This is a genomic window from Arthrobacter glacialis (genome assembly GCF_002909415.1).
GTDB classification, from domain to species: domain Bacteria; phylum Actinomycetota; class Actinomycetes; order Actinomycetales; family Micrococcaceae; genus Specibacter; species Specibacter glacialis.
In genome coordinates this window covers 15,584-40,467 of record NZ_PPXB01000021.1, presented here as the reverse complement: position 1 = coordinate 40,467, position 24,884 = coordinate 15,584, and the positions used below count along the sequence as shown (strand labels likewise).

General features: G+C 60.8%; 22 protein-coding genes and 1 tRNA gene. 17 read left to right on the top strand and 6 right to left on the bottom strand.

The window, feature by feature from the left end:
- Positions 1 to 112 precede the first annotated feature (112 nt).
- The 5 genes from CVS28_RS18855 to CVS28_RS18835 all read left to right on the top strand — a co-directional run bounded on the left by CVS28_RS18855 (position 113) and on the right by CVS28_RS18835 (position 8,048).
- Positions 113 to 1,525: an FAD-dependent oxidoreductase gene (locus tag CVS28_RS18855; protein WP_103482466.1), complete on the top strand. Its 1,413-nt coding sequence runs from the start codon at positions 113 to 115 to the stop codon at positions 1,523 to 1,525.
- A 203-nt stretch (positions 1,526 to 1,728) separates the two neighbouring features.
- Positions 1,729 to 3,552 (top strand): DUF7927 domain-containing protein, encoded by a 1,824-nt coding sequence (locus CVS28_RS18850; protein ID WP_165788212.1) that lies wholly within the window; start codon positions 1,729 to 1,731, stop codon positions 3,550 to 3,552.
- A 235-nt stretch (positions 3,553 to 3,787) separates the two neighbouring features.
- The gene (locus CVS28_RS18845) at positions 3,788 to 5,482 is read left to right on the top strand and encodes a sigma-70 family RNA polymerase sigma factor (RefSeq protein ID WP_165788211.1); all 1,695 of its coding nucleotides are present in this window, start codon (positions 3,788 to 3,790) and stop codon (positions 5,480 to 5,482) included.
- A 130-nt stretch (positions 5,483 to 5,612) separates the two neighbouring features.
- Positions 5,613 to 7,121 carry an amino acid permease gene (locus CVS28_RS18840; protein WP_103464966.1) on the top strand — a complete coding sequence of 503 codons (1,509 nt, stop codon included), beginning with the start codon at positions 5,613 to 5,615 and terminating at the stop codon, positions 7,119 to 7,121.
- Positions 7,122 to 7,262: 141 nt separating this feature from the next.
- On the top strand, positions 7,263 to 8,048 hold the full coding sequence (locus tag CVS28_RS18835) for an oxygenase MpaB family protein (protein ID WP_165788210.1): 786 nt from the start codon (positions 7,263 to 7,265) through the stop codon (positions 8,046 to 8,048).
- A 40-nt stretch (positions 8,049 to 8,088) separates the two neighbouring features.
- Here the strand turns inward: CVS28_RS18835 and CVS28_RS18830 are convergent, their stop codons facing one another.
- Complete coding sequence (locus CVS28_RS18830) at positions 8,089 to 8,724, bottom strand: DUF2461 domain-containing protein (RefSeq protein ID WP_103482462.1); 636 nt, start codon at positions 8,722 to 8,724, stop codon at positions 8,089 to 8,091.
- 150 nt (positions 8,725 to 8,874) lie between these two features.
- Here CVS28_RS18830 and CVS28_RS18825 point away from each other — a divergent pair, with 150 nt between their 5' ends.
- The gene (locus tag CVS28_RS18825; protein WP_103482461.1) at positions 8,875 to 9,342 is read left to right on the top strand and encodes a Fur family transcriptional regulator; all 468 of its coding nucleotides are present in this window, start codon (positions 8,875 to 8,877) and stop codon (positions 9,340 to 9,342) included.
- A 2-nt stretch (positions 9,343 to 9,344) separates the two neighbouring features.
- Positions 9,345 to 10,811 carry a catalase gene (locus CVS28_RS18820; RefSeq protein WP_103482460.1) on the top strand — a complete coding sequence of 489 codons (1,467 nt, stop codon included), beginning with the start codon at positions 9,345 to 9,347 and terminating at the stop codon, positions 10,809 to 10,811.
- Between the two features lie 158 nt (positions 10,812 to 10,969).
- Here the strand turns inward: CVS28_RS18820 and CVS28_RS18815 are convergent, their stop codons facing one another.
- Together CVS28_RS18815 and CVS28_RS18810 are read right to left on the bottom strand one after the other, a co-directional pair.
- Positions 10,970 to 11,386 carry an ankyrin repeat domain-containing protein gene (locus CVS28_RS18815; protein ID WP_423716427.1) on the bottom strand — a complete coding sequence of 139 codons (417 nt, stop codon included), beginning with the start codon at positions 11,384 to 11,386 and terminating at the stop codon, positions 10,970 to 10,972.
- A gap of 9 nt (positions 11,387 to 11,395) precedes the next feature.
- Entirely contained in the window at positions 11,396 to 12,229 is an 834-nt protein-coding gene (locus tag CVS28_RS18810) for a hypothetical protein (protein ID WP_103482459.1), read from the bottom strand.
- A gap of 152 nt (positions 12,230 to 12,381) precedes the next feature.
- Between CVS28_RS18810 and CVS28_RS18805 the strand changes: the two genes are divergently transcribed.
- The 4 genes from CVS28_RS18805 (at position 12,382) to CVS28_RS18790 (ending at position 18,859) form a co-directional block, all read left to right on the top strand.
- Positions 12,382 to 13,077: a histidine phosphatase family protein gene (locus CVS28_RS18805; protein ID WP_103482458.1), complete on the top strand. Its 696-nt coding sequence runs from the start codon at positions 12,382 to 12,384 to the stop codon at positions 13,075 to 13,077.
- 46 nt (positions 13,078 to 13,123) lie between these two features.
- A complete protein-coding gene (locus CVS28_RS18800) occupies positions 13,124 to 14,404 on the top strand; it encodes a sensor histidine kinase (protein WP_165788209.1) in 1,281 nt (426 codons plus the stop codon).
- Positions 14,401 to 15,075 carry a response regulator gene (locus tag CVS28_RS18795; protein ID WP_103482456.1) on the top strand — a complete coding sequence of 225 codons (675 nt, stop codon included), beginning with the start codon at positions 14,401 to 14,403 and terminating at the stop codon, positions 15,073 to 15,075. Before CVS28_RS18800 ends, CVS28_RS18795 begins: the two co-directional genes overlap by 4 nt.
- Positions 15,076 to 15,445: 370 nt before the next feature.
- Entirely contained in the window at positions 15,446 to 18,859 is a 3,414-nt protein-coding gene (locus CVS28_RS18790) for a M66 family metalloprotease (RefSeq protein WP_103482455.1), read from the top strand.
- Positions 18,860 to 18,942: 83 nt separating this feature from the next.
- On the opposite strand, the gene CVS28_RS18785 is transcribed toward CVS28_RS18790, so the two are convergent.
- Together CVS28_RS18785 and CVS28_RS18780 are read right to left on the bottom strand one after the other, a co-directional pair.
- A complete protein-coding gene (locus CVS28_RS18785; protein WP_103482454.1) occupies positions 18,943 to 19,719 on the bottom strand; it encodes a VOC family protein in 777 nt (258 codons plus the stop codon).
- A 156-nt stretch (positions 19,720 to 19,875) separates the two neighbouring features.
- Complete coding sequence (locus CVS28_RS18780; RefSeq protein WP_103464955.1) at positions 19,876 to 20,364, bottom strand: YajQ family cyclic di-GMP-binding protein; 489 nt, start codon at positions 20,362 to 20,364, stop codon at positions 19,876 to 19,878.
- A gap of 245 nt (positions 20,365 to 20,609) precedes the next feature.
- Here CVS28_RS18780 and CVS28_RS18775 point away from each other — a divergent pair, with 245 nt between their 5' ends.
- The 3 genes from CVS28_RS18775 (at position 20,610) to CVS28_RS18765 (ending at position 22,116) form a co-directional block, all read left to right on the top strand.
- Positions 20,610 to 20,975, top strand: coding sequence for a hypothetical protein (locus CVS28_RS18775; RefSeq protein ID WP_103464954.1), 366 nt, complete (start codon positions 20,610 to 20,612; stop codon positions 20,973 to 20,975).
- 244 nt (positions 20,976 to 21,219) lie between these two features.
- Positions 21,220 to 21,304, top strand: a tRNA-Tyr gene (locus CVS28_RS18770).
- 95 nt (positions 21,305 to 21,399) lie between these two features.
- On the top strand, positions 21,400 to 22,116 hold the full coding sequence (locus CVS28_RS18765; RefSeq protein ID WP_133159202.1) for a hypothetical protein: 717 nt from the start codon (positions 21,400 to 21,402) through the stop codon (positions 22,114 to 22,116).
- Between the two features lie 82 nt (positions 22,117 to 22,198).
- Here CVS28_RS18765 and CVS28_RS18760 read toward each other — a convergent pair whose 3' ends face one another.
- A complete protein-coding gene (locus CVS28_RS18760; RefSeq protein WP_243399975.1) occupies positions 22,199 to 22,465 on the bottom strand; it encodes a hypothetical protein in 267 nt (88 codons plus the stop codon).
- 212 nt (positions 22,466 to 22,677) lie between these two features.
- Here CVS28_RS18760 and CVS28_RS18755 point away from each other — a divergent pair, with 212 nt between their 5' ends.
- The 3 genes from CVS28_RS18755 to CVS28_RS18745 all read left to right on the top strand — a co-directional run bounded on the left by CVS28_RS18755 (position 22,678) and on the right by CVS28_RS18745 (position 24,843).
- Positions 22,678 to 23,112, top strand: coding sequence for a MarR family winged helix-turn-helix transcriptional regulator (locus tag CVS28_RS18755; protein WP_243399974.1), 435 nt, complete (start codon positions 22,678 to 22,680; stop codon positions 23,110 to 23,112).
- 49 nt (positions 23,113 to 23,161) lie between these two features.
- On the top strand, positions 23,162 to 24,391 hold the full coding sequence (locus tag CVS28_RS18750; RefSeq protein WP_243399973.1) for an MFS transporter: 1,230 nt from the start codon (positions 23,162 to 23,164) through the stop codon (positions 24,389 to 24,391).
- A 71-nt stretch (positions 24,392 to 24,462) separates the two neighbouring features.
- A complete protein-coding gene (locus CVS28_RS18745; protein WP_103464950.1) occupies positions 24,463 to 24,843 on the top strand; it encodes a thioredoxin family protein in 381 nt (126 codons plus the stop codon).
- Positions 24,844 to 24,884: the final 41 nt, after the last annotated feature.

Genomic DNA, 24,884 nt, shown 5'->3' with positions numbered 1-24,884 from the left:
CCGGTCCTGCAGCTTGGCAATTAGACTGTGAAAGCGGCGCTTAATTCGCGCTTCCGTGCGCAGCTTTCATATCCGTGAATGTTGCGATTCACAGTTCGGAAGGACTTGTTTCTTGGCTAATTCGAGCGCCACCCGCCCATTCCGCGTCGCCATCATTGGCTCAGGCCCGGCGGGCGTTTATGCGGCAGATATCTTGACCAAGTCTCAGGAAGTCGCTGGCGGCGATGTTCACGTCAGCATCGACATCTTTGAATCGCAGCCGGCACCCTACGGCCTGATCCGCTATGGCGTGGCCCCGGACCACCCTCGGATCAAGGGCATCGTGAACGCCCTGCACAAGGTCCTGGACAGGGGCGATATCCGTTTCTTTGGAAACGTCACGTACGGCAGGGATCTGCACTTGAGCGATCTGCGTTCGTGCTATGACGCGGTCATCTTCGCCACAGGCGCCACTAAGGACGCAGTCCTGGATATTCCTGGCATCGACCTTGAAGGCTCCTATGGGGGCGCCGATTTTGTGTCCTGGTACGACGGCCACCCCGATGTACCGCGCGAGTGGCCGCTGAGGGCCAAGGAAATTGCCGTCATTGGCAACGGAAACGTGGCACTGGATGTGGCCCGGGTGCTGTCCAAACACGCCGAAGACATGCTGGTCACCGAAATTCCTGACAACGTCTACGCGGGGCTGAAGGAATCGCCGGTGACGGATGTTCACATTTTCGGCCGCCGCGGACCCGCGCAGGTGAAGTTCACCCCGCTTGAACTGCGCGAGCTCAGCCACTCCCGCGACGTGGACATTGTGCTCTACGAAGAGGACTTTGACTTTGATGAGGCATCCGACGTCGCCATTAAGAGCAACAACCAGGTCAAGATCATGGTCAACACTTTGACCAACTGGCTGGCGGAAGATCACGACGAAACCCGGGTTCCGGCGTCGCGCCGTCTGCACTTGCATTTCCTGCACACGCCCGTGGAGATCATGGGCACTGATGGGCACGTTTCAGGGATTCGTTTTGAGCGCAACGAGCTTGACGGAACGGGCAACGTCCGCGGCACCGGCGAATTGGTGGACTACCAGGTGCAGGCCGTCTACCGGGCTGTGGGCTACCTCGGCTCAGAGCTGCCCGAGGTGGATTTTGATGCTCGCAGGGGCGTTGTCCCCAACGACGGCGGACGCGTGGTGGACTCCAGCGGTACCCAGGTGCCGGGCCTGTATGCGACCGGGTGGATCAAGCGCGGTCCGGTTGGCCTGATTGGCAGCACCAAGGGTGACGCGCTGGAAACGATTGGCTGCCTCTTGGAGGACCGGCTGACTTTGCCCGAAGCGCCGCGGCCCGGCGAGGATGCGATCGTGCAGTTGCTGGAATCCCGCGGCGTGGACTACACCACCTGGGAGGGCTGGAACAAGCTTGACGCCCATGAGAAGGAATTGGGTGCCAACTATGTGCCGGAGCCAGGAATTGACGTGACTCGTGAGCGCGTAAAAGTTGTTGACCGCCAGCAGATGGTGGACCTCTCCAGGTAGGCAGAAGCCCCAACAATTCCGAAGTGCCTGAAAATCCACCAAAGGTGAACTAGTTCACCTTTGGTGGATTTTCTCGTCATAAACCGTGGCGAATCACCTCTCACTTAGTGATCAGCCGAATTCCCGGTTGGCATCAAGGTGAAAGTTGATTGCTACACATGATGAGAAAAAACCTTTGGCGGGGGCACAAAGTCGCCGGTGCAGTGGCTGCCATTGCAGTGGCCGGAACCATGGTGGCAAGCGCTTTGCCCGCGTTGGCCAGCACTGCGCCGGCTGATGCAGGCCTTGTCGCAGCGGCGGAACCCAGCGTGTCCCTAAATCCCCAACTCCCGCAAGAATGTGGCCTGAATTTGGCCATGGTCTTTGACATGTCCAACTCCATGAGTGACAGCGACGTCAAGACGGTCAAAACAGCTAGCACCCAAGCAGTTGCCGCGCTCCAAGGCACCGGGACCACCATGGGCGTCTACAGCTTTGGAACTTTCGCCAAGCAGGAACTGGCCCCGACTTCGGTGGCAAGCAGCCAGGGTACCGCAGCGGTGACCGGCTCGATTAATGGAATCATTCGTCCTGGCAGTTCCAATGAAATGCTCGGCGGAACCAACTGGCAGCAAGCGCTGGCGGGTGTCCCCGTGAACGCCTACGACGGAGTGATCTTCTTTACTGATGGACTCCCCACGTTCTTTGGCTCCACACCGCTGAAGAACGGTGACAGCCAAACCAGCGGCAACGGCGGAACTGGCCAATCAGATGACACCAACGTGACTTCGTCGCTAAATGCTGCCATCCCGGAGGCCAACCGGCTCAAGGATGCCGGCACCCGGATGATTGGCGTGGGTGTTAAGGGTGCGGACGCCGCACGTCTGGCCAAAATTTCAGGTCCCGAGGCAGGCTCCGACTTCTTCACCACCAACTACGACGAGTTGGCGAAAATCCTGAAGGACATTGCTACGGCCGGTTGCACGGGTACTTTGAACATCAACAAGGCTGTTGAGGCCTTCGACTCTTCGGTCACCACACCTGGTGAGGGCTGGACATTTGATGCAACACCTTCCAACGCCGCAGCCTCGGTGGTGACCACCGGCGCCAATGGGCAGGCGGGCATGGCCTTGGACTTCCAGGCCAAAGAACCTGTCACTGTGACTATTAAGGAACGGCAACAGCCGGGCTACACGGTTGTGCAAAACGGCGGCTACAACGCCGTGTGCACCCGTGACGGTGCGCCACTGGCAGTGACCAATACTGGCGACGCCGGAAACGTGGGTTTTGAGGTTACCGCCGTGGCCGGGACCGTCACATCCTGCACAGTGACCAACAAGGTTCCCGTGATGGCGTGGACCATGGCCAAGACTTCCGATGCCACGGGAACGGTCGGCCCGGGTGACACCATCAATTACACGGTTGAAGCCCGCAACACCGGTGAGCGCACAGTTGACGGCATCACATTCCGTGATGACCTCGCCGGAGTCTTGGTCGCTGCCTCCTTTGTTGCCGGTTCGGCAAAGCTCACAGTGGCCGCTGGCGCCCCGAGTGACGTGACTGACCCGCTGGCCAACGTCCTCACCGCCGGGCCCTTCAGCCTGGCTAAGGGAGAGACAGCAATCCTGAGCTACCAAACACTTGTCAATGACGATGCCTACGGCGCAACACTGACCAATTCAGTCTCCGGAACGGGAACTGTGCCACCGGCTGAGTGTGCTGTGGAGAAGCCTTGCACCACCACCGACATTGTCACGCCCAAGCCCACCGAGACGGCTAAGCCCACACCCACACCGACCGCGTCGGCTGCTCCAAGCGCTACGCCGACTCAGAGCGCAACCGCAACTGAAACCGCCACCGAGTCGACCTCACCGGCCGCAACAACTGAAGCGGCCAGCGCTCCGGCGTCTACCACGGCAGCAGCTGTGGTGAACGAGGACTTGGCGCAGACCGGAGCCACTGCAACCATGCCTTTGCTTCTTGGCGGATTGCTGATGGCAGGCGGAGTCACCTTGTTGCTGCTTCGACGGGTTCGTCGCACGCACTAGGAATAACTGATGGAAACGCATCACAGAAGTAATTTCGCCCGTCGCGGGCAGGCCCACTGGAACACAGTTGGCCTGCCCGTGACACTGGCGATTAAGGGCAGAAAAAGATTGTTCAGAAAGTTATCAATTTTCGCGTCATGATTTTCCTCTTTTGCACTCACAGTGCAAAGGAAGCGCATGAACGTAGACTATTCGTTCCTGCGAGCAGGCCTCATTCAGCGAAGAGGGGGACACGTTGAGTCGGAAAAACGTCGATGAACCAGGCGACGGAACCAGCATCACGCCAGCCGGTGATGAGGCGGCAATACTTCAAGTGCGGTCCGGCAATACCGAAGCCTTTGCCGGCCTCTACGAACGCCACGTTGGCTCCGCCTTGGCGACGGCGCGTGGATACGCCCGCAATCCCAGCGACGTTTCTGATCTGGTTTCGGAAGCCTTCGCCAAGGTATTGCAGGCAGTGCAATCCGGACATGGTCCCACGGTCTTCTTCCGTGCCTACCTGCTGACAACGCTGCGTCGTTTGGCCATGGCCAAACGGGCCGCTGATGAAAAGAATGTCCCCATGGACGATCTTGAAAGCGTCATGGGGGCATCGCCGCACAAGGATCCGGCCGTAACGGCCTTCGAGAAGGAAGTTGTCGGCAAATCGTTCAAGGATTTACCCGAGCGATGGCAGGCAGTGCTTTGGTATTCGGAGGTGGACGGCATGACCCCGGCGGACATGGCGCCCATAATGGGCATCTCTGCCAATGCTGTGGCGGCTCTTGCACTGCGCGCCCGCGAGGGGCTGAAGCAGGCCTACCTGCAAAACCATGTCTCGACGGCCACTGCAGGCTGTAGCTACTACGCCGAAAACTTGGGCGCCTATGCTCGTGGAGGGTTGACGCGGAGGCGTTCAGCCAAGGTTGACGTCCACCTGCAGGACTGTTTGCGCTGTGCCGAAACTTTGCTGCACCTAAACGACGTCGGCGGGGGCATGCGTTCAGTCATCTTCCCTGCCCTGGTGGGTTTCAGTGTTGCTGGGAAAGATGCCATCAGCGGCTCCGGCGTTGCTTTCGGTCTGGGCAAGGCAGCTGCCTTTGGAAGCAAAGGTGCCAGCGCTGCGACAGGCGCCTTCGGCACGGTAGGCCTGGCTGTCACCGCAGCTGCCGGCGGTCTGCTCCTCGTCGCCGCTGTGGTCAGTGCCGCCGTGGTGCAGTCCACGCCGGAGTCTGGCGGCATTCCGGTCCCTAGTGCCTCGTCCAACGAGATGGCAAGGCTCGGAGGCATCCCTCAACGCTCGGCCGCACCAAGCGTCCGGCCGCTTGAACCCACACCGTCGGTCACGGAGAGTGAAGCTGCAGGGCTGCCGCAGCCGGAAGGCAGCCGCGCCGAGGATCATGGTGCACAGCCACAGCCACAGCTGCCGTCATCCACGTGGCTGCCAACGTTGGTCCCGACTGCGGGGCCCTCACCATCGCCGAGTGCGATGCCGACAGCTCCCACGCCGAGCCCGTCGCCGGAGCCCAGTGCCACGCCGGCGCCAACCACGGCCGTCCCCTCACCAACGCCAACGCCGGAGGGTGGTGGCATCGGGGCGTCGGCAACCATTTCGCGCTGGGGTTTCCCCACGTCCATGGTCCGGGTGAGCTTGTCCAATGCCAGCCAAGCAGAACTCCGCAACGCAACCGTGTCCTTCACGATGCCCAGGTATTGGTTGGAGCTGGCACTAGGTATCACCGGGCCAGAAGACTGGGAGTGCGTGGATGCCTCCAGCGTGATGATGGGCCTGGCCGTATGCACGGCAGCCAATTGGCAGCAGGGCACGGCAAGCTTCGATCTGACGCTGCCCACCATGAACATCATGAGCGGCTACCCGATGGAAATTTCTGGTTCTGCGCTTGGCACCGCCGATTTCACCGCAACCCTTCTCCTGTCCTCTCCCAACTGACTCGGTGACATGACACAATATGTCATGCAAAAAGTCTCGGAATGTGAGACAAAATTCAGTGAAAATGATTAATCTGATAGTGCTCGCTACTGTGGATAAGTTGAAAATACCTGAAGATTAAGCGGCTTACATGAACTTGTTCAGAACTAAATCGATCGAGCATTCCCTCGCAGATGCCGACGAACCAGGCCACGGCCTCAAACGAACCCTCACCACGTGGGACTTGATGATCATGGGAATTGCCGTTGCCGTAGGCGCAGGCATCTTCTCCGTGGGCGCAAAAGCTGCGGCTCATCATGCCGGGCCAGCGGTCACCATTTCCTTTGTTTTGGCGGCAATCACCTGCGCCTTGGCCATCATGTGCTACGCGGAATTTGCTACGGCAATTCCAGTAACCGGCAGTGCCTACGTGTTTACCTACGCCACGGTGGGTGAGCTTCTGGCGTGGATTATTGGCTGGAACCTGATCCTTGAGCTGCTCATGGCGGCCTCAGTGATTGCCAAGTACTGGGGTATCTACCTCAGCAACTTCTTTGAGGCAGTGAACCTGGATATTCCCTCAAACTTCGCGTTGGGTCCGGTAACCGTGTTTTGGGGGCCGCTGGTTGTAGTGACTGTTTTCACGTTCATTCTTGTTATGGGCACCAAATTGGCTGCACGCATCAACAACGTCTTCACCCTGATCAAAATTGGGATCGTCCTGTTTGTGATTGTGGTGGGTTTCTTCTACGTCAAGGCGGAGAACTATCAGCCGTTCGTACCGCCGTCCCAGCCTGCAGTTGTCACCGACAGCTCCTGGCAGGTTCAGCCGTTCCTGTCACTGCTCACGGGAGCCGATCCAGCCATCTATGGCTTTGTTGGAATAGTTTCCGGCGCAGCCCTAGTGTTCTTTGCCTTCATTGGTTTTGATGTGGTGGCCACCAGCGCAGAAGAAGTCAAGAACCCTTCCAAGACCCTGCCCCGCGGCATCTTTGCCGGCCTGGCGGTGGTGACTGTTTTGTACATTCTTGTCACCTTGGCAGTTACTGGAATGGTGTCCTACAAGGACCTTGCCCAGGTTGATGATCCTTCGCTGTCTACGGCGTTCTCGCTGGTAGGTGCCGAATGGGCGGTAGTTATCATCTCGTTGGGCTCCCTCATTGGCCTGACCACTGTGATTATGGTGCTGCTTATGGGCTTGGCCCGGGTCATGATGGCCATGAGCCGCGACGGCCTGCTGCCTCGCGGGCTGAGCAAGACCTCTGACCGCCACGCGACTCCGGCACGCACACAGATACTCAGTGGTGTTTTTGTTGCCATCCTGGCCGGGTTCACACCGGTTGAACTGTTGAGCGAAATGATAAACATTGGCACACTCAGTGCCTTCGTTATGGTGAGCATTGGCATTTTGGTGCTTCGCCACAAACGCCCGGACCTGAAACCCGCATTCCGGGTTCCCTTTGGACCGGTGATTCCAGTCCTTTCAGCCGTGCTGTGCATTTACTTGATGCTGAATCTGGCAACGCTGACCTGGGTATTCTTCGCCGTCTGGGTAGCCATTGGCTTGGTCTTTTACTTCAGCTACGGGCATTGGAACTCCCGTTTGCGCCGCGAGGAAGCGGCAGGCATTACACAGACTGTGCCGGCAAACCTCGGCTAGGTTGACCTCCGCTTGATGGGGAGGGGGATGCGGATTTTCGCTTGGCCGTGCAGGCTGGCGCAAGCTGAATCTCCCTCCCTGCTGCTTTAACGCCCCAGGGTATGCCACGCTGGAATGTATGAGGGACAGGGAGGTTTTACCGTGAAGGCATCGTTGACTTTGGCTGATGTGGCCCCGGAATCGGTACTGCTTGCCGGGGCCGGCAGTGCCATCCTGTTGCAACTGGCAAATCCGCCAGTGGGCTACGGTGTTGCCCGGCATTCCAATTTTTCACATGATCCGCTTCGGCGCCTGCACGGGACCTTGAGTTACATCTACGCCCTGAGCAACGGCACGCCCGCACAGCGGCGCACTGTTCAGTCTCGGGTACGACGGGCACATCAGCCAGTGAAATATGCGGGCTCGGACGCAGTCCCGGCCTACAACGCATCCAATCCGGAGCAGCAATTGTGGGTGGCAGCCACGCTCTACAAATCAGCGGCGCAGACCTATGAGGCTGTGTTCCCGTCGCTCTCCGCCACAGACGCCGAGTCGGTTTACGCCGGCTATGGAGTGCTGGGGACTGCGCTGGGCATGCCCGCCGAACTCTGGCCACCATCATGTGCTGACTTTGAGGTGTATTGGGAGCGGCAACTGGCCCTCCTCAGCGTTGACAGCACTGTTCGTGCAGTGGCCCAGACATTGCTCGCCGCCAAGCATGCACCGCTGTGGGTCAAGGTGTTGATGCCGCTGGTCAGGTTTCTAACGGTTGGCTTGCTCCCTCCCGCCGTTCGCGAAATGTACGGCTTCACGTGGCCCACACGAAAGGATTGGACCTTGCGCGCGCTGTTCAAGACTGCGTCCGTTTTGGTGAGGATCACTCCCGCGTGGATTCGACACGCCCCCATGCACTATTACCTCAAGCGCATTCCCGGAGGTGCACAGTAGCCCTCCTGCCAACGTGTTTCGACAGGCTCAACCACCGGTGTCAGGGTGCTGCGTAACGGACCACCCAGTCCACCAGGGGGCGCAGCTGCTCCCAATGGTCAGTAATCTCCCTTGCCATTTCCTCACTTTCAAGCCAATCGGGGATCCCTAGTGCCATGGAGGCACTAAGAGTTTTGTGTTTGAGCAGCTCGGCCCGCCCATGATCCTTGGGGAAGCCCCGGGGGACAGTCTTGAGAGTTTGGCCCTCAATACTGAAACCGGACTCCGAAAGCCCTGCGAGGATGGACATCAACACTTTTCCGCTGACTGTTGCATCCACTGCTGCTCGGTATCTCGAAAGCTGGGCGGGAGCGAAGGAATGGTAGCCGCCCCCTATGAGTAGACCGTCGGCGCTGAGCTGCAGGTAAAAGCCCACGCCCTCATGGTTGGATAGAAACATTCCCTGGGCGGTCTTATAGGGTGTTTTATCTGGGCCGAACCGCACGTCTCGATAGGGCCGGAACAGCTTGGCCGCACCAAATCTGGCCTCCAGCGTGTCCGCCAGCGCTTGCAGCGGAAGCCGCACCTCGGCGTCGTACGTGTCTTTGTGCTCCAGCCACCACAGCTTGTTGTTATTGCTTTCCAGTGCTGCATAAAACTCCACGGCTGATGCTGGAATGCCTATGAAAGTGTTCATGGACTGAGCCTATGGACACAGCGAATCCGGCGCCAGAGCGAATGCGGCAACGGTGCATAAGTGCGGCTTAGACAAAGGCTGTGGGGGAATTAATCCAACGTTAACCCAGACTTACTGGACTCAGTCCAGAATAGCTGCCATGATGGGGTCATGGTTGAAGAACGGGCGCTGGAGGAGATGTTGCGGGCAGCATCCCTGCGCGTTACCCGCCCTCGCGTTGCCGTTCTAGCTGCAGTCAATTCTCATCCACACGCCGATGCCGACACCATTATTGGTGCCGTTCGGGTTGTTCTGGGCAGTGTGTCCAAGCAGGCCGTGTATGACGTGTTGGCGGCACTGGTTGAGGCTGACCTGGTGCGTCGCATTGAGCCTTCGGGTTCTCCCGCCCGCTTTGAAACGCGGGTAGGGGACAACCACCATCATGTGGTGTGCCGCTCCTGCGGAAACATTGCGGACGTGGACTGTGCCGTAGGTGAAGCGCCGTGTTTGCACGCCTCCAACAGCCACGGATTCGTCATCGATGAGGCCGAGGTTATTTACTGGGGCAGCTGCCCGGACTGCGCAACCAAAAGACTTGTGAATCAACAAAATCTGACTACCACTAGGAGCGATAAGTAAACATGACTATCGAAAACACCTCCCCGCTGACAACCGCCGCAGGCTCCCCTGTTGCCAACAACCAGGACAGCCTCACTGCTGGTCCTCGCGGCCCAATGCTCCTGCAGGACGTTTGGTTCCTGGAGAAGCTGGCCCACTTTAGCCGCGAGGTCATCCCCGAGCGCCGCATGCACGCCAAGGGCTCCGGCGCCTTCGGTACCTTTACTGTCACCAATGACATCTCCAAGTACACCAAGGCGAACATTTTCTCCGAGGTTGGCAAGCAGACAGAAATGTTTGCTCGCTTCTCCACAGTCGCTGGCGAACGCGGCGCTGCCGACGCCGAGCGTGACATTCGCGGATTCTCCTTGAAGTTCTACACCGAAGAGGGCAACTGGGATCTGGTGGGCAACAACACCCCCGTGTTCTTCTTCCGTGATGGCTTGAAGTTCCCCGACCTGAACCGCGCCGTCAAGCGCGATCCCCGCACCAACCTGCGCAGCGCCGAGAACAACTGGGACTTCTGGACCAACCTTCCCGAGTCCCTGCACCAGGTCACGATCGTCATGTCCGACCGCGGCATCCCTGACGGCTACCGCCACATGCACGGCTTCGGGTCACACACCTTCAGCCTGATCAATGCCGACGGCGAGCGTTTCTGGGTCAAGTTCCACCACATCACCCAGCAGGGCATCAAGAACCTGACTGACCAAGAGGCCGGCGCCCTGGTGGCCGCTGACCGTGAGTCCAGCCAGCGCGATCTCTTCGATGCGATCGAGAACGGCGACTTCCCGAAGTGGAAGCTCATGGTTCAGATCATGCCCGAGGCGGATGCTGACACGTACAAGTACCACCCCTTCGACCTCACCAAGGTCTGGTCCAAGAAGGACTACCCGCTGATCGAGGTTGGCGAGTGGGAATTGAACCGCAACGCCGAGAACTACTTCGCCGACGTCGAGCAGGCAGCTTTCTCACCAGCCAACGTGGTGCCGGGCATCAGCTTCTCCCCGGACCGCATGCTGCAGGCGCGCCTGTTCTCCTACGGCGATGCCGCCCGTTACCGCCTCGGCGTGAACCACCACCAGATCCCGGTCAACGCACCGCGTAACAACGTCAACACCTACCACCGTGATGGCCAGGGCCGTGTTGATGGCAACCAGGGCCGCACCCCCGGCATCGAGCCGAACTCCTACGGCCGTTGGCCGGAGCAGCCGGCCTACGCCGATCCGGCACAGGCCATTGGCGCCCTTGCCGACCGCTTCAACTTCCGTGAAGATGATGCCAACTACTTTGAGCAGCCCGGCATCCTGTTCCGCGAAAAGATGACCGAAGAGCAGCGCCAGGTGCTCTTCGAGAACACCGCCCGCGCCATCGACGGTGCCTCGCAGGCCACCATTGAGCGTCACATCTTCAACTGCACCCAGGCTGACCCGGCCTACGGTGCAGGCGTCCGCAAGGCCATTGAAGCTCACCAGGCGTCCAAGGCTTAGTCCTTGGAAACATACGACGGCGGCACTTGCCTATCGCTTCACAGCGAAAAGAAAGTGCCGCCGTCGCACGTTAACGGGTGAGGGCGTGCCAAACGGGCGGGGGCGCATGAAATTTCACACGCCGCCACCTGTTTGGCACGCCGTCGCTCGTTTGGGGGTTAGCTGAGCAGATGTTCTCGGCCAAACATGGCGGCAGCGGCCCGCGCAGTGGGGGTTCCAGCGTCGAGATCGGCCCCGGCGGCAATCAGCAGGGCAACCACCTCGTCCTCGCCCTTGAAGAGCGCGCCGGCCACGGGGGACTGCTCGCGGCCGTTGAGCAGATCTGGATTGGCGCCCCTGGCCAGCAACATGGCTACCGTTTCGGCTTGTCCGCTGTAGGCGGCAAGCATCAAGAGAGTGTTGCCCGCAACATCGGTCTGGTCAAGGACGAATCCGTGGTCCAGGAATTCCGCGAGCTGGGCCGTCTCGCCAGCGCGGGCAAGATCCATGGCCAAGGCTACGAGGCGCTGAGTCTGCTCGTCATCGAGGGTGCCGTCCGTTGGGGTGGGGTCATTGGGTGCTGGTTCGTGGCTCACCCCTCTAGCCTAGCGGCCGAGGGGCCCGTGGCGAGCGGAGCGATCCTGGGGAGGCCGGTGGGCGCTAGGCCCAGCTGCGGGTATTTCCAGAGCTCCGGAGCGAACAAAGTCCGCCACTGGATTCTGGGACCCGCCGTGGCGGCGGCCAAAGATATTGATGGTTGCTGCTCCGCCTTCACCCATGGCGGCCTTGTCGCCGGCATCCCACTGTTCACAGGCCCACAAGGTGGCACCCGAAAAGGGGGGAACGGAGCGGGTATGAAGGGACTCCAACGTGGCGGCAAGGTCCAGGATCCCCTCGACTCCCAGGTTCCTCAGCGTGGATGTTGGGGGCTCCGGGGTGGCTGTCCACTGGACGTCGCCAAGCTCGGCAATACGGAAATTTGCGCCGGGAAGCGTGGGAAGCGCAGGCGCCGGGGCCTCGGGGCTGGGCTGGCTGCGCAGGGCCTGCCGCAACGCAGAATCCGCATCGGCCGGGCCACCATAAACAACCCTGTCGTGAGCGGGCTGTTGCAAAACGCTGGAGGCTGCCAGCAACCCGTCACCGTGCAGAAACACGTGCACGGTGGGCGTTGACGTCTCTGCCACCGGCTCACCGATGGCATCCCCAACAGGCTGCCAGTTCAGGGAAATATAAATGTGGCCAAGAATAGGGCCCTGAAGGTGTTCCATGGCCGCAATGAGGCGGCGGTAGCACTCCAACAAGTCGCTGGCGGAGTCAACGCCAAAGGCCAAGGCGGGATCATTGAGCCGGATCACAAAGTGTCCGGCGGTCAAGGCAACCTTGGGCCGGCGGATGCCCCAAAATGTCGAAGCGAATAATTGTTCACGCACTGCTGCCACTCCGGTCCTCCATCCCTGAGACGCGTTGTCAGCATAACCCACGGCGGCCCGCGCACTCGCGGACATGGCGGCGCTGTGACTGCCCGTGACACCAGATCAGCCGTTGTGCCCACTGCCGAGCAGAAGTCTGGCGAGTAAGACAGAATGGAAGCATGCGACTGATCTTGATAAGGCACGGCCAAACCCCCAACAATGTCCTCGGCCTTTTGGACACGGCAGTGCCTGGGCCGGGCTTGACGGCATTGGGCGAACTGCAGGCGGAGGCGCTGGTTGATGCCGTGGCGGGTGAAGCGATTGATGCCTTGTACATTTCTAATCTAACCCGCACAGCACTGACGGCCGCACCCTTGGCTGCCGCCCGCACACTCACCCCAACGGTCAGGAGCGGGCTGCGCGAGATTAGTGCCGGGACCCTGGAAATGAAGGGTGACAGGACTTCCGTTGAGGCGTATCTCCGCACCCTGAAATCATGGTTGACAGGCGACCTTGACGTCCGCATGCCCGGCGCAGAAACCGGCCACCAAGTGTTGGAACGCTTTGACGCAGTCGTGGCGGAAGCGGCCACCGGCAACGGCACCGTTGCCGTTGTCAGCCACGGCGCCATGATCCGATTCTGGGCAGGATACCGGGGTATTAATCTTGACTGGTCGGATCCCCAGTATCATGACCTATCCAACACGGGAATTGTCATCATGGAGGGTGAGCCCACACCCAGTGCCACCCCGGGAGGATGGGAGATCCGCTCCTGGCATGGTTCACCGGCCGGCGGGCTCAGGGGCTTGGATGCAGACGGTCCTACAGCAGAACTCACAGCAGAGGCCATAGTCGCCGGACATGAAAACGTCTAGGAATTCCGTGACTGACCGCGGCGGGGCGCCCGCTCCATTGGAAACGATGAACTCCAACACTGCCCAAGTCTTTGAAGCCACGCCATTTAGCACGGTAAATCTGTGGCGTCTGAAGGGGATCAGCTGGGTTTGGTTGGCCACGGCTGCCGTCTGCATTGCCCTGCTCGCCGTGGGTGCCCCACTGAACATGAACCTGTACGGGATGTCGCTGCCCTTTGGGTTGGGCTTGACGATCCTGCACGTGGCATCGCTGGGCCTCACCGCCGCCCGGCCGGTAGCCGGCGTCCTGATCTCCATCATTCCCATGACGATCCTGCCACTGGTTTCCATCCCAGTGGGCGCAGCGCCCATGCCCTTCAGTGTGGTGGCGATGGTGACCCAGGTTTTTGTCATCTGCGTGGCGGGATTGCGCGCCCACTGGATGGTGGCGGCGGGCGGCTGGCTGGCCAGCGTCATGGTGGGTGTTGTCTCCAATTACCTGACCCTGGGAGGGGTCCAGTCAGACGGTGCGCAAAACAATGTGGTCATTTTTGCTGCCGTATCCGGCGGGCTCATGGTGGCAGCGGTGGTGGCCCAGCAATGGCAGCACCTGCGCGCCGAGTTGGCGGCCGAACGCAGCGTCAGCGCGGAGGAGCAGTCGCTGCGCCGCCTGGCGGAGGAACGAACCCGCATTGCCCGTGAACTTCACGACGTGGTGGCCCATGGCATGTCAGTGGTGGTGGTGCAGGCGACCACCGCCAGGTACCGCCACGCAGGCTTGAGTGATGAGCTGAAGCAGGAATTTGATGACATTGCCGCCAACTCACGCCGCGCCATGACGGAGATGCGCAGCATGCTCGGCTCACTGCGGAACGCCGACGCCGGCCGCGAGTTGGGGCCACAACCCACCCTGGCTGATCTGCCACAGCTTTTTGCCTCGGCACGCTCCGCGGGGGTGCGCATCGCCGAACCTGAGCTTTCCGACGTCGAACATCAAGACATTGGCGAGGTCATTGCTCTGACCACCTACAGGATTGTTCAGGAAGCGTTGAGTAATGTCATCCGGCATGCTCCGGGGGCCACCGTCCGGGTGGGGTTTGCTGTGCGCAACGGCACCCTGAGTGTTTCGGTGGTCAATTCCAGCTCAGCCGTGGGGGCCGTGATGGCGCAGCTGGACAAGGGTGCCCACGTGGGTCAGGGGCTCATTGGAATGCGTGAGCGGGCAGCCATTGTGGGCGGCTCTGTGGTCTGCGTTCCAACGTCCGACGGCGGTTTCAGCGTCACAGCCAAGCTGCCACTGAGCTCCGGCAACGCGGGAAATTCCGCCAAAGGAGGTGGCCAGCTGTGAGCATTAGAGTGCTGGTTGTGGATGACCAGGCCATGGTCCGGGAAGGCTTTGCCGCTCTTCTTGGCGCCCAGGATGACATTGAGGTGGTGGGCCAGGCTGAGAATGGTGCCCGCGCCGTGGAGATGGCCCGGGACCACCGTCCGGACGTTGTGCTCATGGATGTCCGCATGCCAGTCATGGACGGCCTGGAGGCGGCCCGGCAGATACTCTCGGGCGTACCAGAGGATGCGCAGAGCACCATTCATGTGCTGATGCTGACAACCTTTGATGTTGACGATTACGTCTACGACGCCCTGCGCCTGGGGGCCAGCGGTTTCCTGCTCAAGGATGCGCTCGCTGAGGATTTGGTGGCGGCCGTGCGGATTGTGGCCTCGGGGGAAGCACTGCTGGCCCCGTCGGTGACCAAACGATTGATTGAACAATTTGCCGTTGCCGGGGCCAAACCCGTGTTGTCGAAGGAGCGCCTGGATGGGCTGACCGACAGGGAACTTGAGGTCATGACGCTGCTGGGTCGGGGCTTCTCCAACCAGGAAATTGCGGCAGAACTGTTCATTGCCCAGCAAACGGTCAAGACGCATGTCAGCAAGATTCTGGCGAAGTTGGAATTGCGGGACAGAGTCCAGGCCGTGGTGCTGGCGTACGACACGGGTTTGGTCCAACCGGGCTCTTAGGCACCCGCCCACTAGCTAAAAGGTTGGGCCGGAGACTGCCTCTTTGGCCAGTTGACTCGGCACCTGCTTGTCCAATGCGCCAAACTCTATGTTATCCATAACCTAATTACTGGTACCGGTCTCAAAACACCTCACAATAGTGTTAGTTTCTTCTCTAGCAGCTGATGGGGGCCAGCAGCTGTGGGCGGTGTCCTTGCGCCCGCGTTAGAACCCACGTCCTATCTGGACAGTGCGCTTCAAGCCACGATTTCTACGCTGGGTGCTGCGCTCACGGGTGCAGGCACCCCTGACACCTAGGAACGCAGTGAAGAGAACCTCGCCTTTCAAAGGCTCAAGAAGAACCACTAGCAAAACAGTCCTCGCTGGGGCAATGCTGGCCGTTTTGGTGGGCAGCAGCATGCCGCTTCCGGCCACCGCCGCACCCGCCGTTCCGCTGAACGCATCGGCGTTTGTGCTGGCCGCAGGAACTGCTGCCATCGACATCAGCGGCGTGAGCATCACCGGTCAGCTCACCGACGTCACCCGGGATGTCCTGCTGAATCCCTACGTCCTGGGCGAGAAGGTGAACTACACCTTCAAGGTGACCAACAGCCGTGCCCAGACGGTGACGGTAGTGCCGCTGTCGGGCGGCTTCAAGCCGTTCGTACCCGCGGACGGCGGCGGAAACTGCCGGTATGTCAACCTGCTGGCCGGTGCCAGCTACACGTGCGCCACCGCCAAACACACAGTGACGGCCGCCGACCTTGCCGCGGGCTCCTTTGCCACGACAACCTCCTGGCAGGTGGGCAGTGAAAGCCAGACGCTTTCGACGCCAGCCGTGAACCTGCGTGCAGGGGCCTCCACTGCCGTTGGACAGCTGAGCATTTCAGGGACGCCAACAAATCCTCAGCGCAACACAACAACCTCGCCGTACACCGTGGGCGAGGCCATTGATTACACTTTCACTGTCGCCAACAACGGCACCAATGCCGTTGAGGTGGCCACCGTTGCCGGCGCATTTACGCCTTTTTTGACCGCCGACGGTGCAGGCAACTGCGCCCAACCCAGCCTCGCCGCAGGTGCAAGCTACAGCTGCACGACGGCCAAGCACACGGTGACCCGGGAGGAACTGGACCGGGGCTACTTCCTGCCCGTCACCTCGTGGCGTGCAGGCACTGTCACGGTTGCTCTCACCACCGATCCGGTCAAGTTGGGGACGCCACTGCCGGACCCCCTTGCCGGATACCTCAACGCAGCTCCCGCGGACCGCGGACTGGGCTTCCACGACGTGGACAAGGACGGGGCACCGCGGACCATCCGCAACGACCTCTCCGCAGGCACGCTGACCGGCATGGTGGAATTCGCCCAAAGCCTTACGGTCAATCCGGCCGGAAATGACGCGACGGAGATGCCGGACCTTGTGGCCCAGCGCCAGGCCCTGCTGCTCTTCACCCCGTCGCAGGCCACCAGCAGCGTGAGCGTTGCAGCCAGCGTCAAGGGCGTCGCCAAGGGCGTGTTTGTGCTGAATGCCCCCGACGCCCTGCCCGAAACCGATGCGAATTTCCCGGCCGGGCGCCCGGCTGTGGTGTACTCCAAGCGGGCTTGGAGCGTGGACCTGCCCTGGGATGTGGTTGTCCCCGGGCTGGAACTTACCTTTACCGCGGCCGACGGCGGCACCGGCACCCTTCCGGCGTCGAACATCACCATGGCCCCACCTTCCGAGCTGGTCATCAACAACATTGAATTGGGCATGCTGACCACCCCGAACATGAATGGGGACCACGCGTTCATCAACAAGCCGGCGCAGTCGGCGGCGGACTATTTCCAGACCATCCCGGTGTCCAAGCTGGTCATGGCCAAGTACGAGACCGTGCAGCTGAACAAGGTCATCGTGGCCAACGGAAACATCTACACGCCGGAAAATCCCTCCGTGACCAACGGCGATGTTTACTCGGGGGACATGCGTGAAAACGTGGGCAAGGCGCAGGTCTCAACGGGCATCAACCTTGCCAACTTTGGCCAGACCTCCGGGCCCATGAACCAGCAGCAGCCGTCCCTGTACAACCAGCGGATCATCCACCACTCGGCCGGGCTCTACGCCAACGGGCGTGCCGAACACGGCCTGTCCGGCGGCAACGGCATGGCCACCATTTACGCCTCCAGCGGCAACGAACTCAGCCACGAGCTGGGCCACTCGTACGGCCTGGGCCACTACCCCGGCCAGAACTCAGCCCTGCCGGGGGACGCAGCAACCATCAACGCCACCCACCACGCCGATTCCGGCTGGGGATACAACGCCTACCGTGGCGCCTTGCGCAGCAATTTGCGCATGGGTGCATTCCAGCCCGACGGCGTCAGCATCAACAACCTGCCGTTCAAGCAGACCTTTGGTGGCGCCTACAACTACCTGGTGGACGCCATGGCCGGCGGCTGGGTTGAGAGCAAGTACTCGAACTACACCCTTCACACCGGCTACAGCGCGGACAGGATTCAGGAATCATGGACCAAGGTGGTCCCGGACCTGGCCTACCCCAGCGGCTACCGCAACTGGGACGCAGCCACGCAGAGCTACGTGGACGCCAAGGTTGCCAACCCCGCGTTCAACTCGCTGCGCCCCACCGCCGTTGGTGTGCCCGTGGTGACGTTGCTGGGCGGCTATGTGCCTGCCGACTCAACCAAGGCAGTGCTGTACCCGGCCTTCCGCTCCAACTGGGGCAACGCCTTCAACTACCCGGCGCCGGTTCAGGACGCCCCGGCGGCCACCCGGGTTTGCTGGATGGACGTTGACTTCCTTGGCGGGGCATCCAAGGCATTTGCGCTCAGCGGCGGCGTCAGTGGAGTTCCCGTGGGCAACGCCCTGCAGTTCAACATCAACATTGCCCAGGCCGACAAGCCCACGGGTGCCCAGCTGTCCTGCAAGCAAAACGGTGTCACCAGCCAGTACGGCAACCGCATCGATATCGCCACGGATTTGCCGGCCATGCCTTCTGCGGTGACCATTGGCCAGGATGCCGGATACACGGCCGTGCGCGACGCCGAACTGCCGGCCCTGCAAACGGAACTGGAATCGCTGGCCACCAGCACGTTCCCCTTGCTGGGTCACGCTTCAAAGGCGGCCTTGACCACTTGGAAGGGCAGCCTGAACCTCTTGAGCCCGGCCGCCAAGACTGTTGCCGAGAAGATCCTCGGCATGGAGTTGGCAAAGAAGAATGCTGAGAACTTTGTGCGCTACTACCAGGACACCATGGCCACCACCGCCACACAGACCCGGTTCAAGGAGTTGCTCAGCAGTTCAGCGCTCACTGCCTCCCCGGCCACCCCGGTGGTTCCTGCCGGCGCAGCCATCAAAGTTGACATTGGCAACAGCGGGGTAGCTGGAGGTTACTGCCTGAAGCTTTACACCAACCCCGATGGGACGCTGGAGGCCCGTGTTCCCGCGGCAGCAACGGTGGCCACCGAATGCACCGGCGCGGCCAATGAGAAGTGGGTCATGGATGCCCGCGGTGCCGTGCACAGTGTGGCCCGTCCGGATCTGTGCATCACCAGCAACAACCCGAGTCGGCCCAGCAACTGCGACGTCTCCAATGCGTCTCAGCAATGGGTGTATCAGGCTGACGGCCACTTGAACTCGGTGGCTTCGCCGGGACGTTCCATGGACCTGAACAGGGCCACCCGCCTGCCCATCCTGTACCAGACAACAGACGGCAGCAACCAAAAGTGGACGGGGCTGACCACCAGCACCGTGCCGGCCCTGGTTCTGCTTGACGCCACGACCCTGAAGAAACTGGGGGAGCTGGGCCTCTAAACAACTGACCCGCAGAAATCGACGAAAAATGCATCAAGAACGCATATTTACGTCGATTTCTGCGGGTCAGTTTGTTTGGGTGCCTAGGCCTGGGGCTGGACTAGCTTGAACATGGCGCCCGTGCAGTCACTCAGCCCGGCAATCCTGCCGTACGGGGAGTCCTCCGCCGCATTGATCACCGTGCCACCCAGGGTGAGTGCCAAGGCTACTGTGGCGTCGACGTCGTCCGTTTGGAAGTACACCTGCCAGCTGGAGGGGACTTCATCCGGCAGGAACGCGGCGGCATCCATGATGCCAGCCAACTCTTGTTCGCCGTCGAGCAGATTTGTGTAGCGGAACTCGGGGGTGTCACTCATGACCGAGGTCTGCAAGCCAAAAACGTCCCGGTAGAAGCTCACGGCGGCCGGGTAGTCCTTGCTGTGCAGTTCGTGCCAGGCGGCGGCGCCGGTTTCCTCGTGGGCCTGAAAACCTGTGTGGCCGCCAAATTCCCACAGCCCCACGGAGGCGCCGCTGGGATCGCCGAGCATGGCCATCTTTCCCTGTTCCGGCACGTCCATGGGGTCCAGGTAGGAAATGGCGCCAGCGTTGGTGGCTGCCGACACGGACGCGGCAATGTCATCCACGCGCAGGTAGGTGCTCCACACGTCCGGGTAGCCCTGGCCGCCGTCCTGGCTCTGCATGAGTCCGGCAACGCTCTTGCCGTCCTTGAAGGCCGTGGTGTAGCCGCCGTACTTCTCTTCATCCCCCACCTCGTAATTCCAGCCGAAGAGCGCTGTGTAAAACTCGCGTGAACGGCTCATATCCGAGGTCATCAGGTCAATCCAGCACGGTGCGCCGGCGGGGAAATCATGCGAAGTCATGGCAGCTCCAAAATACACATTGTTGGCTAGGGACAAGGGAAGACTATGCCCGCACGCGAGCTGCAGGCAAGAGCAAAAAAGCGCCCACCTGATGAATAGTTGCCCACTGTGTGGTGGGTAAATCCATCGGGTAGGCGCTTTAGGTGCGCTGTGCGGTCAGCGCATGTTCACGAACTGCAGGTCGGCGTCCTCGAACTTGCGCAGGAGCGCCATGACTTCCTGAAGGTCGTCACGGCTCTTGGAGCTCACGCGAAGCTCATCGCCTTGGATGGTGGACTTGACGCCCTTGGGACCCTCATCACGGATCAACTTGTTAATCTTCTTCGCGATGTCCTGGGCAATCCCCTCAACGATTTCGGCTTCGAGGCGGTATTCCTTGCCAGAGGCGTAGGGTTCGCCGGCGTCCAGGGACTTCAAGGAGATGCCGCGCTTGATCAGCTTGGATTCGAAAACGTCCATGACGGCCATGACGCGCTCTTCAGAGTTGGCCTTGATCAAGATCTTTTCGCCACTGAAATCGATCTCAGCACCGACTCCCTTGAAGTCGTAGCGCTGGACTACTTCCTTCTGGGCCTGGTGCAGCGCATTGGCGACCTCTTGTTTGTCGACCTTGCTGACGACGTCGAATGTTGACTCACTAGCCATGATTCCTCCATGTACGTGGAAATTTGAGCGATTGATCTGAATACAAGCGTAGCGCCCGAGGGCCCCAAAGTGCGGGTCCACGGCGGCGAGGGTCCCGCCGCGAGCTTGCGAGCGGTGGGAGCCGCTGGGGAGAAGCGAGGTTTAGGGAGGGCGCTCACAGTTTGTTCTTAGGATCTGTACGGCCCGTGCACATTTGCGCTTGGCAAAGTTGACGTTGTTGAGACATCCAGCAATGAGGAGGAGCGATGACCAGCAAGGACCGCACGGCGTCAGCACCTGACAACGAGCCCCTGCCGCCTGTGGCAGGGGAGAACGTTGCCAGTGCCAAAGCCCGGCCCGCCAAAAGAACTGTGGGAGCAGCTGTAGGAACTGCGGTGGCGGCGGCAACGTTGGCCGCTGTAACAGTTTTGAGTGGCCCTGCGCTGGCTGGCGCGTCAGCATCAGGCCTGAATTCGGGCAGCATCATCAGTTCCCCGCCCAACTCCGCCTCTTCGAGGATCGCCGGGGTGCATGAAGACATGGCCCGGGCCGTGCAACTAGGTCAAATCACCGCGTCGCAGGCAGCGTTCTTGGAAAACCAGCTTGTGAAGCGGATCCAGCCGGGCGTCTAAGCCTGCCCAATCCGCGGATCTTCGCATAAACGTACTTTGTCCGCTTATAGGGGGTTGGGCAACACCCCATGAGCGGACAAAGCGCGTTTATGCCCGGAAAGCGCTGTTTTGCTGGCCCAATATCGGCGGCCAAGGGGCCGCAAAAGCTCTCGATTCGGTTTTTCGGCAAAACCCTAGTACAGTTTTACTGCTCCCACTTGTTGGGGGCGAAAGTTGAACCTGATGTTGAGGTTTGACTGGCCACGGCAGATTACCCGAGCGGCCAAAGGGGGCTGACTGTAAATCAGCTGGCAACGCCTTCACTGGTTCGAATCCAGTATCTGCCACCAAACGGGAAACCCGGAACCACCGCGAGTAATCGCTGGGGTTCCGGGTTTTTTGTGTTCTGTGCCTGTGATGTGGCTGGCGGAACTACAGTTAAGGCATGGAATATGTTGTGCCCCTGATAATTGTGCTGGTCGTTGTCATCGTCGTGGTTGTTGCTAACCGATTCATTGGGCGTCGTGGCCGGGCCGTTCACCAGACTCCGGCCGAGGCTGGCGGACCCAAGGTCGCCGCATCCAAGTCAGGGAAGCCGCTGCGCCGCGGCCCGGAGGTCACCCGGGAGGGCGCCGAGGAAGCCAGCGCCAGACTCACACCGGAACTGCACCGAACCGTCTATTCCTTGATAGCCCAAAATCAAGTACTCAGCGCAGTGAAGGAATACCGCAAGGCCACGCGCCTGGGCTTGGCTGAATCAGTCGCTGCCATCGCCGCGTTGGCGCAATTTCCCCAGCCGTCCCCCGAACCAGCAAAAGCGGACGCAGCGCTGACGGTGGAAGACATCATGAACGCGGCCCCACAGCCGGCCACTCTGCAGGATCTAGCTCCCCAGGAGTCTGCCGCCGTGGAAGCGGCCAGTGCGGAGGTGGTCGGCATTCCGGCGGCAGCTAGCAAGTACCGCTACCGTGCCATCGTGACGAGCGGCGAGGAGGTTCGTGAAGTTGCCAGCACGCGCCTGAACGAAGAGATTTTCGCCCGCATCCGTACTCTGGCTCGGGCTGGGGATCTCGATGGCGCAGCCAGCCTCCTGTGCAGCCATGCGGACATTGGTACTGCCGAGGCAATGGAGTTTGTGTCCATGATCGGTCCCGAGGACTAGCCGGCAGTCAAGGCCAGGGCCAGACCCGCAAGAAAAACGCCCGATTCCATGGAGGAATCGGGCGTTTTTTGTTTGCTCGGCGTCAGTTGATGTCGGTGTAGCCATCAAGCACAAAGCCGTCCTGGTGGTGGATCAGCTGGCGGCCCATGCCGGCGTCGAGCTGGATCCAAAGGCACTGGCGGTCGCTGCTGAGCGTCTCCACGCGGCCGGACAGGCGCCAGCCGCGGCCGTTGACCAGCGCTACGGGCTGATTCTTGTTCAGTGCCGGCCAGACTTCGTGGTTCTCGGGGTCTACGAATGCGCGGTGGTGGATGGGGCGTGTCATGGGGTCTCCTGAAGTGAAAGTCATCGCTGCTTCCTTTTCTATAGTCAATAACGCCAGTATCCACGGGCCGGGTGAATTGGCTGTGAATACCATGTGTCCTCCCGGCGACCTTTCCTTGAAGTGTTTCGCCCCCGGTGTTCGACGCCGGAGCCAGGGCAGGTGGGAGGCCTCACCAATGGTTGGCTGCACAACAAGAGACTGTTAGGTGCCCTAACTATATGTTAGGCTACCTAACTATGGACGACATTGAGCTTCATGACTTGGCCCGCCGGTATCGCGACATTCTGCGCCAGGCCGTCTATTTGGTCCGTTCCATTGACGCGGACGGTGAATTGAGTACCGGCCAAGTGGCCACCTTGAACATGATCGCCGCCCAACCACTGCGGGTGGGAGCCATTGCCCGCAACGCCGGCATCCGCGTCCCCAGTGCCACCGAGCAGGTCATCAAGCTGGGCAGTTTGGGGCTGGTGGAGCGCAAAGCTGATGAATCCGACGCCCGCGTGGTCCTGGTTGGTCTCACGGATGCCGGGCGCAGCGCCCTAGCTGAAGCCAATGCCCGCCGCAACGCCACGATGGCCACGGCGCTGAAGACTCTCGACGCCGATGAGCTCCAGGCCGTGGCCAAAGCGATTCCCGCCATTGCCAAACTCAACGAGGCACTGGCCAGCTGACAGCGATGGCACGTACTGCCGCAAGAACATCATGAAGCAAGGAGAAACCGTGCAAGGCACAACGGCAGCCAAGGCTGCCCAACAGATTGACGACGTGTTGGCGAACGAGAAACGTTCCATGCTGAAACAACCCAAGGCCGTGTGGGCGGTGGCGTTCGCGGCCGTGTTTGCTTTTATGGGCATTGGTCTGGTGGATCCCATTCTGCCGGCCATTGCCGAGAACCTGGACGCCACCCCAAGTGAGGTGTCCCTGCTTTTCACCAGCTACTTCCTGGTGACGGCCATCGCGATGTTGATCACCGGGTTTGTGTCCTCACGCATTGGCGGCAAGAAGACGCTGCTGATTGGGCTGGGCATCATTGTGGTTTTCTCGGCCTTGTCGGGATTCTCCAACACGGTCGATGAACTGGTGGGCTTCCGCGCCGGGTGGGGCCTGGGCAATGCTTTGTTCGTTGCCACGTCCTTGGCCGTCATGGTGGGGGTTGCCTCCGGCGGCGCGGCCACGGCGATCATTTTGTACGAGGCCGCCCTTGGTTTGGGCTTGTCCCTTGGCCCGCTCATGGGTGCCCTGCTGGGTGGCTGGCAATGGCGTGCACCGTTCTTTGGCACGGCAACGGCCATGGCCATCGCCTTCATCTTGGTTATTGTCATGTTGCCCAAGGCTCCGCTGCCTGCCACCAAGACCCGGCTGCGCGACCCGCTGTTGGCGTTGGGCCACAAGGGGCTGCGCACCACGGCCGGCAGCGCCTTGTTCTACAACTACGGCTTCTTCACCATCTTGGCCTTTGTGCCCTTCATCCTGGGCTTTGATGCCTACGGGATCGGCGCCGTATTCTTTGGCTGGGGCGTTGCCGTGGCCGTCTTCTCGGTCTTCGTGGCGCCACTGGTTCAGCGCTGGTTTGGGCCGACCCGAGCACTCACCGGGTCCCTGCTGGGCTTGATGGTGATCCTCATCGGCCTCGCCCTGGCTGCCGGGCACTCGGTCACCACCGTTGTGGTGCTGACAGTCCTCTCCGGTGCGCTGCTGGGTATCAACAACACTTTGTTCACCGAAATGGCCATGTCCGTCTCGGACTCCCCGCGCCCTGTGGCCAGCGCCGGCTACAACTTCATCCGCTGGATGGGCGGCGCCCTGGCCCCATTCATGGCGGCCAAGATCGCCGAACACGTCAACGCCTCGGCCACCTTTTATGTTGCGGCAGCGGCTGTTCTGATCAGCGCCGTCGTCATCTTTGCCGGACGAAAGCTCCTGACGGAGCACGCACCGCTCGGGGTCTGATCCCGATATTCCCGCTCACGCGTTGAGCGAAACTGTAGCCATGCTTTTGTCCCGTCCCGTACGGTTAACGCATGGCTACAGTTGATATCACCACAGAAACTTTTGGTCCCACCATTGAAGGCAATGACATTGTGATCGTTGACTTCTGGGCGTCTTGGTGCCAGCCCTGCGTGCGCTTTGCGCCCACCTATGAGGCTGCCTCCGAGAAGCACGACGGCATTGTGTTCGCCAAGGTGGATACGGAAGCCGAGCAACAGCTCGCCGCCGAAGCAAACATCACCTCCATCCCCACGCTGATGGCGTTCAGGGAAAAGGTGCTGGTTTTTGCCCAGCCCGGTGCGCTCAACGGCACCCAGCTGGATGAGGTCATCACGGCCGTCAAGGCACTGGACATGAGCGAGGTTCACGCAGCCGTGGCCGCCAAGCAGGCCGAAGGTAGTGCAGCCGAATAGAGTTCTTCGCGCAGGCGTCGAGGGGCCCGTCACCATCTGGT

Coding starts and splice junctions, on each gene's coding strand:
- CVS28_RS18780 (WP_103464955.1), bottom strand. CDS start 20,364: ATGGCTAGTGAGTCAACATTCGACGTCGTCAGCAAGGTCGACAAACAA.
- CVS28_RS18840 (WP_103464966.1), top strand. CDS start 5,613: ATGAACTTGTTCAGAACTAAATCGATCGAGCATTCCCTCGCAGATGCC.
- CVS28_RS18760 (WP_243399975.1), bottom strand. CDS start 22,465: ATGACTTTCACTTCAGGAGACCCCATGACACGCCCCATCCACCACCGC.
- CVS28_RS18765 (WP_133159202.1), top strand. CDS start 21,400: ATGGAATATGTTGTGCCCCTGATAATTGTGCTGGTCGTTGTCATCGTC.
- CVS28_RS18755 (WP_243399974.1), top strand. CDS start 22,678: ATGGACGACATTGAGCTTCATGACTTGGCCCGCCGGTATCGCGACATT.
- CVS28_RS18790 (WP_103482455.1), top strand. CDS start 15,446: ATGCTGGCCGTTTTGGTGGGCAGCAGCATGCCGCTTCCGGCCACCGCC.
- CVS28_RS18830 (WP_103482462.1), bottom strand. CDS start 8,724: ATGAACACTTTCATAGGCATTCCAGCATCAGCCGTGGAGTTTTATGCA.
- CVS28_RS18800 (WP_165788209.1), top strand. CDS start 13,124: ATGAACTCCAACACTGCCCAAGTCTTTGAAGCCACGCCATTTAGCACG.
- CVS28_RS18805 (WP_103482458.1), top strand. CDS start 12,382: ATGCGACTGATCTTGATAAGGCACGGCCAAACCCCCAACAATGTCCTC.
- CVS28_RS18785 (WP_103482454.1), bottom strand. CDS start 19,719: ATGACTTCGCATGATTTCCCCGCCGGCGCACCGTGCTGGATTGACCTG.
- CVS28_RS18825 (WP_103482461.1), top strand. CDS start 8,875: ATGGTTGAAGAACGGGCGCTGGAGGAGATGTTGCGGGCAGCATCCCTG.
- CVS28_RS18775 (WP_103464954.1), top strand. CDS start 20,610: ATGACCAGCAAGGACCGCACGGCGTCAGCACCTGACAACGAGCCCCTG.
- CVS28_RS18820 (WP_103482460.1), top strand. CDS start 9,345: ATGACTATCGAAAACACCTCCCCGCTGACAACCGCCGCAGGCTCCCCT.
- CVS28_RS18745 (WP_103464950.1), top strand. CDS start 24,463: ATGGCTACAGTTGATATCACCACAGAAACTTTTGGTCCCACCATTGAA.